The 8,323-nt window shown below is 38.1% G+C and carries 9 protein-coding genes; 6 read left to right on the forward strand and 3 right to left on the reverse strand.

The window, feature by feature from the left end:
- The 3 genes from Q1553_RS01080 to rfaD all read right to left on the reverse strand — a co-directional run.
- The coding region (locus Q1553_RS01080) for an SIS domain-containing protein (RefSeq protein WP_300842684.1) at window positions 1–299 on the reverse strand (299 nt) is incomplete at its 3' end.
- Entirely contained in the window at window positions 300–1,856 is a 1,557-nt protein-coding gene (gene rfaE1 / locus Q1553_RS01085) for a D-glycero-beta-D-manno-heptose-7-phosphate kinase (RefSeq protein WP_300697411.1), read from the reverse strand.
- A gap of 3 nt (window positions 1,857–1,859) precedes the next feature.
- Window positions 1,860–2,879, reverse strand: a complete 1,020-nt coding sequence (rfaD, locus tag Q1553_RS01090; protein ID WP_300842685.1) for an ADP-glyceromanno-heptose 6-epimerase — start codon at window positions 2,877–2,879, stop codon at window positions 1,860–1,862.
- A 114-nt stretch (window positions 2,880–2,993) separates the two neighbouring features.
- Between rfaD and Q1553_RS01095 the strand changes: the two genes are divergently transcribed.
- From Q1553_RS01095 to rpsR, 6 genes are all read left to right on the forward strand, one after another.
- Window positions 2,994–3,857, forward strand: a complete 864-nt coding sequence (locus Q1553_RS01095) for an HDOD domain-containing protein (protein WP_297571451.1) — start codon at window positions 2,994–2,996, stop codon at window positions 3,855–3,857.
- A complete protein-coding gene (locus Q1553_RS01100; RefSeq protein WP_300842686.1) occupies window positions 3,850–6,009 on the forward strand; it encodes a ribonuclease R family protein in 2,160 nt (719 codons plus the stop codon). The genes Q1553_RS01095 and Q1553_RS01100 overlap by 8 nt, the downstream gene beginning before the upstream one ends.
- A complete protein-coding gene (locus tag Q1553_RS01105; RefSeq protein ID WP_115551943.1) occupies window positions 6,009–7,022 on the forward strand; it encodes a DNA polymerase III subunit delta in 1,014 nt (337 codons plus the stop codon). Before Q1553_RS01100 ends, Q1553_RS01105 begins: the two co-directional genes overlap by 1 nt.
- An 83-nt stretch (window positions 7,023–7,105) precedes the next feature.
- Window positions 7,106–7,498 carry a 30S ribosomal protein S6 gene (gene rpsF, locus Q1553_RS01110; protein ID WP_115551944.1) on the forward strand — a complete coding sequence of 131 codons (393 nt, stop codon included), beginning with the start codon at window positions 7,106–7,108 and terminating at the stop codon, window positions 7,496–7,498.
- 19 nt (window positions 7,499–7,517) lie between these two features.
- Window positions 7,518–8,048, forward strand: a complete 531-nt coding sequence (locus Q1553_RS01115) for a single-stranded DNA-binding protein (RefSeq protein WP_115551945.1) — start codon at window positions 7,518–7,520, stop codon at window positions 8,046–8,048.
- Between the two features lie 10 nt (window positions 8,049–8,058).
- Window positions 8,059–8,316, forward strand: a complete 258-nt coding sequence (rpsR, locus tag Q1553_RS01120) for a 30S ribosomal protein S18 (RefSeq protein WP_026944503.1) — start codon at window positions 8,059–8,061, stop codon at window positions 8,314–8,316.
- Window positions 8,317–8,323 lie beyond the last annotated feature (7 nt).

The following is an 8,323-nucleotide window of genomic DNA, read 5'->3' on the forward strand; positions in this document are numbered from 1 at the left end:
CTAGAAAACACAAACTCATAGCCATAATCGTTTCCAATCGCGCTCAAAGCACTCGTATCGGTTGTTAGAGCAATCGCACACAAACCCTTGCGCTCCCGCTTGTATCTCCCGGTAAGTTCTGCCGCAATGTGTTGGCTATCTGCCGCACTTCCGCCATTGCCACAGAGTAGAATCTTGCCTCCGCCTTTTAATACCTCTATCGCCATTTGTGCTGCATTTTCTAAATCTTGCGCTAGAGATTCCATTTTCTGCGCACTTTCTAAATGTGCTGCAATCTCTCCCAAAATCACTTGTTTCATTTAAGATTCCTTTATTTTTTGGATTAATTGACTTGTGCTTTTGCCCTCTATAAACTCCAACAAGCACACCTCATCACTAAATTCACTCCCCACAACTTCCTTGCCCTGATAGTCTGCGCCTTTTACTAACACATTAGGGCGAATTTTTGCAATCAACTCTCGTGGAGTTTCCTCCTCAAACACCACGACAAAATCCACACATTCCAAAGCACAAAGCATTGCGATTCTATCTTTTTCCTCATTCATAGGGCGCGAAATCCCTTTAAGCCGTTTGACAGAAGCATCACTATTCAAACCGATAATCAGCAAATCTCCTAAATTACGCGCCTTGTGCAAATAATCAATATGTCCTAAATGCAAAATATCAAAGCAACCATTTGTAAAAACGATTTTGAAATTTTCCTCTTTGAGTTGGTGGAGAGATTCCAAAAATCCATAAAACTCCTCTGCTTTTATCCATTTATCCCAATAGGAAGTGAGTTTTTGCCGCTTAAAAATTTTGGTAATTTGTCTGCTTAGAGAATTTGAAAGAGACATCTCCTCGCCAAAAATTTGCAAAAATTCTGTATTTGCCAAAGCAGAATCCAAAAGGTTGTTGCGCCTAAGATAAGCAAAAATCTCTTGTTTGCTAGCAGTTGCAGAACCCACTTTGCTTACTACAACCGCAGCGGCGGCATTGGCAAAATATACGCTTTGTGAGATTGGCTTACCCAATGCCAACATATAAGCCAAAGAGGCAATCACCGTGTCTCCTGCTCCTGTTACATCAAAGACTTCCCGTGCAATCGTTGGCATTCTCTCTACTTTGACGCTTCCTTCTTGGATAGAATCCCTTGTGGCAAATGCGATTCCATCTTCACTTAAAGTGATTAATGAAGTCTCTAATGCGCACATTTTTTGTAAAGCCACAATACAATCTTGCAACGAATCCTCATCACAAATATTAATCCCTGTGGCTTGCATTGCTTCTTTTTTGTTGGGAGTAAGCAAGGTTGCGCCCTTGTATTTGGTATAATCCTTGCCCTTTGGGTCTATTAAAATCTTTAAATCGTGCGCTTTGGCTAAGGCAACCAAACTTTGTGTCAAACTATCATTCAATACGCCCTTTTGATAATCACTTAACACGAGACATTGGAGATTGGATTCCACAATCTTGCGCGAAACAAAATCCAAAATAAACTTCTCGCCCTCTTGACAAATGAGGCTTTTATCCTCCCTATCAATTCGCACGACTTGCTGATGTGCCGCAATAAGGCGAGATTTTTGTGTCGTAGGGCGCAAAGTGCTTGAGAAAATCCCCTCTATCCTAATGCCCCTATTCTCTAATTCTTGTTTCAAAGTTTTACCCGCTTCATCACAACCCACTATTCCGCAAATCCATACATTGGATTCCAAACTTATAAGGTTATTAGCGACATTACACGCGCCACCTAGGCTCAAAGATTCTTTTTTTACATCAATCACTTGCACTGGTGCTTCAGGAGAAATGCGCTCACAATTCCCCCAAATATAATGGTCTAAAATCAAATCTCCCACAACTAAAATATTTGGCTTCATACATTAATTTCCCAAAACTTCTTCCCACAGATTTGCATTATGAATCGCTTTGATTTGGCTTAAATAGTTTTTGATTCCCACTTCTAGCGAGAATCTTGGTTCATAATCTAAAAATTTTTTGGTCAAAACGATATTCGCTTCTGTATGCGTTTGAAAAAACTTATAGGGATTCTCAATATACTCCACTTCAAAGTCACCCAAATTCGTTTTGAGACATTGAATAATGTCATTATAGCTTCTTGCCTTGCCACTACCAACATTATAGATTCCACTTTTTTTTGCGTGGATTGCTTTGACATTTGCCGCAATCACATCTTGAATATACACGAAATCACGCTTTTGTTCGCCCATTTTAAACAAGCGCACTTTTTTGGATTTCAACGCTTGTAAGCCTAATTGCAAAATCATTGAAGCAGTTTTGCCTTTATAAACTTCATTTTCACCATAAACATTAAAATATCTCAAGCCCACAATGTTTAAAAGCGGAAAATTCTTTAAGTATTTCATCGTGAGATTGTCCATCATCAATTTAGAAAATCCATAAACATTTTCTGGAATCTCTCCGCTACCGATACTATTAGGCGCAGGGCTATTGCCATAAACGCCCGCACTTGAAGCATAAACCATACTTGCATTGCTACGCACGCACAAGTCCAACAAATCCTTATACGCATTCACATTTGCGCGCAAAATCGCCTCTTGATTCATCACTGTGGTATCCGAAATAGCCGCTTGATGAAAAATATAATCAAATTTGCGTTTCTCCAATCTTGTCAAATCCTCTTTATCGGTAATATCCCCTACAATCACCTCGCCCTTAAAATCAAGTAGATTCTTAAAATGTCCTAGAGATTTTAGATTTCCGTTGCTAAACTTCGTTTCGCTTCTAAAACTATCCAATACCACCACTTCCGCGTCTTTATGGTGCTTTTGAAAATAAAGTGCGAGATTAGAGCCAATAAATCCTGCACCCCCTGTAATCAAAATGCGTTTCCCTTTCAAAGAATCATCAATGTATTGCATATTTTTCTCCCTTTAAAGATTTAGCTTTATTGTAGCAAAATTCTCTGCATTTTAGAGTTTATGCTATAATTTTATTTTGATTCTTTGATTCTCATAAATTGGAATTATTTTATTATGTTAAAAAATATTCAAACGATGAAAGATTTTGTAATAAACGAAATTGATGCTTTGCCACCATTGCCTCAAACAATTCTTGAATTGCAAAGGATTTGCGCTCAAGAACATTCAAGCATCAAGCAAGTTGCTAATGTGATTGAGCAAGACCCTTTTTTGACAATGGATTTAATCAAAAGCGCAAATTCTCCTCTTTATGGTTATCATCGTGAAATTAACTCCATTTTACAAGCCGTTTCCCTCTTTGGAATCTCAACTGCCAAAGGCTTGGCGATTGCAAGTGCAATCAAAGCAAAATTTGTGATAAATTTAACACCTTACAACATAGAAGTTAGTCAATTTGTAGATACTTCCAATATCAAAAATGCTTTTTTATGTAGGTGGCAACAAAAAAATATCCATTTGCTTGAGATTTTAGTTCCCTGCGCACTTGTAATGCACATTGGTATGGTGATTATTTCAAACTGCTTAAAGCAATCAGGAAAGCAAGAAGAATTTATGCAGAACATTAATTCCCATCAATTTTTAGAAATTGAACAAAATTTGCTCGGCTACAACCAGTTTGAAGTGCTAGAGCATTTATTTGAACATTGGAACTTTGAAGAAACAATGGTGCAAGTGGTACATTATTTAAATAGCCCTACTTTACCAAAAGAGCTACAAATTTATATTTATCCCCTAAGAGTGTTGAATGCCTTAATAAATCCCTATGAAATCGCAAGTGAAGCGCAAATTTTGGAAGCAAGAAATCTTGTGCAACAATATCAGTTGGATTTAGCAAGCTTTGACACAACCTTAGAGGATATGCGACTAAACCCCGCGCCTACTTTGCCCGAAGAGGATTATCCTTTAGTTGATGAATGAGTTTTTAAACCTCTTGCAAAACGGGATTCCGCTTGATTTCAAGCTTGCAGAATCCTTTACACAAATTTTGGCATCTCTCTTAAAGCTTAATGTGCTTATCTTGCGCAAAAATCGCTATTTTTTACGCAAACAATTCTGTATTGGCAGAGTAGAACTAGCGCGCAAGGGTTATGGATTCGTCCTTCCTCTGCCAAAATCCAACAAGCAAGATTGGCTCGTAGAAAAAAATCTTTTAAAAGGAGCGCAAAAGGGCGATATTGTGCTAGCCAAACTGCTTACCAAAGGCGATTCCAATCGTCCGCGTGCAAAAGTTTTAAGCATTTTAGAATCCAAAGACAAATTCGTGCTTTGCTATCTTGAAAAATACAAACTAGATTGCATTGCAATTTCAATCCCAAACGAGATTCCTTATAAAATCAAAGCGAGCCAAAAATCGCTAAAAACCTTACCTTCTAACACAATCTTAAAGTTAAATCCCAAAAATGGCGAGATTTTAGAAATTTTAGGCACATTAGAAGATTCGCAGATTGATGAAACCCTTACATTAAGCCTCTATGATCGGCAAGAATCTTTCAATCTAAGCGCGCAACTTCAAGCAGAAAGCTTCCAAGAAGTGCGCATAAAAGACTTCAAAGAGCGCATAAACTGCACGCATTTGCCTTTTTGTGCGATTGACCCGCTTGGCGCAAAAGACCACGATGACGCGGTTTATTTTGACGCGGAATCCTCTACGCTTTATGTTGCGATTGCCGATGTAAGCTATTATGTGCCACAGGATTCCCCGCTAGACTTAGAAGCAAGAAATCGTGGCTTTAGCATTTATTTTCCGCACAAATCTATTCCTATGTTGCCTCGTGCTTTAAGTGAGAATCTTTGTTCTTTGAATGCGGGCAAATTGCGTCTTGCAATGGTTTGGAAAATGCGCCTACACAAACGCACCAAAGCGGTTTTAAATAGCGAATTGTTTGAAGCGGTGGTTAAAGTGCGACAAAAACTCACTTACGAGGAAGTAGATGAGCTACTAGAAAGCGGCAAGAGCAAACAAATTCTCCCTGCTCTCAAAAAACCACTCCTTCATCTTCACACGCTTGCCCAAAAACTCCGAGCCAAAAGGTTAAAAAGGGGTTTTGATTTCTTAGGAGATGAAAAATCAATGGAGCTAGACAAAAACTTAGAATTAAAAAATATAAAAATAGAATCGCAAACCCCTAGCCATCAACTTGTAGAAGAGTGCATGCTGCTAGCAAATATGCAAAGTGCAAAACTCCAAACTCAAAGAACAACAGCAAATGACGAAAGCCTAAAACTAGGTATTTATCGCGTCCATTCACAACCAAAACCCGCTGGAATCACAGAATTATTCACGGAGCTTAAACTACTTGGCATTTGGGAAAAAGTGATTCCTTTTAGAGATTTTCATCAAGCTATTTTAAACGTGCAAAGAGCCGCGAAACTCGCTAATATGGAAAGCGAAATGGATAAACTTATTATCAAATCTATGCCACAAGCAAGCTATGCAAGCCACAATATCGGGCATTTTGGATTAGGATTTGAAGTTTATAGTCATTTTACTTCTCCGATTCGGCGTTATAGTGATTTGCTACTTCACAGAATCCTAAAGGCAAAGATTCAGCTTAATGAGGATTCCACGCACAAGGAATCTCTACCCACACTTTGCGAGGATTTAAGCCAAAAAGAACGCGAAGTCGCCAAGATAGAAATGGAATTTAAAGACCGCAAATTTGCGCGATTTTTATCACAAAGAATCGGACAAGCTTTTATCGGATTTGTGTCCAATGATTCTACCCCAGAGATTGTTTCTCTTGTAACTCCTCCTTTGCAAGGTGCGCGTGTCCTCTGTCTTAAAGGCAAAGGGGTAAAATACCAAAAAGTGCGCATTCAAATCATAGAAGTTAATATCGCAACCGCAAAAATTTATGGTAGAATCGTGGAAAGTTATAATGAAAGTTTTGGAATCGCAAGCGAGCAAATCTCCACATATCTCTTTGCGAAATCTTCTCAAAAAGAGCGTCAAAAGCAACAAAAAGCTAAAGAAAAAGCACAAAAAACAATGCAACGAGCAAAACGCTATAAAAGGAATCGCCATACCAACTCGCAATCTTTTGTGCGCCACAAATGCAAAGGTAGATAATGTATAAAAAAGAATTAGACGCCAAACTTGCCAAACAAGAAGAAATCCGCGCTATTTTGCTGTATGGCGAAAGCTCCTTTTTGATTGGCTATTATGGTGAAAAAATTGCGCAAACGATTCTTACAAAAGGCTGTGAAAAAAATAGTTTTTATTTCAATGCCTTTGATTTCCAAAGTGCATTAAGCTGCTTTTCACAAGGCTCGCTCTTTGGAGATGAAGCATTGGTGTGGATTAAAATTGACAAAAAAATTCCCAAAAAACAGCTAGATACTTTAATCCAATCCTTATTGCAAAACGGCGCGGGTTATTTGGTGGTTGAATTTTATCCCGCAGAGAACAAAAGTGCGAGTGAATATATGACAGACGCACGCGCGATGTCTGCGAGTTTTCCTGCAAAAAACGCAAAAGAAAAGGTTTTTGAAGCACGATTCTTTGCACCAAACCTCAACGAAGCAATGGCAATCTTAAAAGAATATGCCCAAAATCTAAAAATCCAAATTTCGGACTTTAATCTACACAAAATCCTAGAACAACAAAACTTTGATTTGGGATTAAGTGTCGCAGAACTTCGCAAATATACGATTTTTGACCAAGAAATCAGTGCGGAAATGGTAGAGGGCTTGGGCTATGGCTTGGGCAGTGTAAAACTAGAGGAGATTTTGGAATCCCTACTGCTTAAAAAGCCTTATTTTGACAAATTATCACAATTTTTAGAACAGGGCTTTGAGGAAGTGCCTTTGATTAATGAAATACAAAAATACTTTTTTGTATTGTTTTTGTTTTCAAGCCATATTAGGATTTATGGAGAAGCCTCATCACAAGATGTTTTGGGCTACAAATTGCCTCCTATGTTGCTAGAGCAGAAAAAGAGATTTGCGATTTTGCTTAAAGAATCTCAATATGAATCCGTTTTCTCTATTCTTAATGCTTGGAGAGAGGATTCTTTAAAAGGCGCAAACAAAGGCAATGGACTTTTAAGTGCTTTAATGAAAATTCAAGCAATCTTGAGATAAAATCCGCGACTTTACATTGAATTGTAAAAGATGAATCCTTGCTCTTTTGAATCGCAAAAGGGCAAAATCCACAAGGAGACTTTATGCGTTTTTATGAAACTATGTTTGTGGTTAAACCCACTTTGACACAAGAAGAAATCACTCAAAAGATTGATTTTTACAAAACTGCAATCATCAACAATGGCGGAGAAATCAGCGCAACTTTAGATATGGGTATGCGCAACCTTGCCTATGAAATCAAAAAAAACAAACGCGGCTACTATTTTGTTATTTATTTCAAAGCAGAACCTAAGCTTGTTTTAGAATTAGAGCGTCTCTACCGCATCAATGAAGATATTTTACGCTTTATCGTCATCAAATACGATAGCAAAAAAGAGCAAAAAGCTTGGGAAATCTTAGTTGATAGAGCAATCAACAATAAAAAATCTGCTCCCTTAAAAGAAAAAGAGGCAGAAGAAAAAGTTGCTCAAGAATAAGGGTAGTTAAGGATATTCAATGTTTAACAAAGTCATTTTAGCAGGAAATTTAACGCGAGATGTAGAATTGCGCTATTTGCCTAGTGGTGCCGCATTAGCAAAACTTGGACTTGCGGTGAATCGTCGCTTCAAAAAGCAAGATGGTTCGCAAGGAGATGAAGTTTGCTATATTGATGTAAATCTGTTTGGGCGGACTGCTGAAGTGGCAAATCAATACCTCAAAAAAGGCTCTTCAGTGCTTATTGAAGGGCGTTTGGTATTGGAAAGCTGGACAGATAATACCGGACAAAAGCGAAGCAAACACAGCATTACAGCCGAAAATATGCAAATGCTTGGCTCAAGAAATGAAGGTGGGAATTATGGAAATGGCGGTGGAAATGGAAGCTATGGGGGCTACCAAAATCAAAATGACAATTATGGTGAAACCACTCACTACAACAACTATGGGAATCCTCAAAATACACAACAAGCTAGCGCACCAAAACCACAAAAAGCCAAAGAAAACGAAATCCCTGTGATTGACATTGACGATGAAGAAATACCATTTTAAAGGATAAATTATGGCAGAGAAAAAAAGATACTCCAAACGATATTGCAGATACACAGAGGCAAAAATTGATTTTATTGACTACAAAGATGTAGAAATGCTTAAGCATTCACTTTCTGAACGTTACAAAATTATGCCACGTCGCTTAACAGGCAACTCTAAAAAATGGCAAGAGCGCGTAGAAGTCGCAATCAAACGCGCTAGACAAATGGCATTAATTCCTTATATTGTAGATAGAAAAAGAGTAGTTGAGAACCCTTTCAAAATCTAATCTTAAC

The organism is Helicobacter sp. UBA3407 (assembly GCF_949747025.1).
GTDB lineage: Bacteria > Campylobacterota > Campylobacteria > Campylobacterales > Helicobacteraceae > Helicobacter_D > Helicobacter_D ganmani.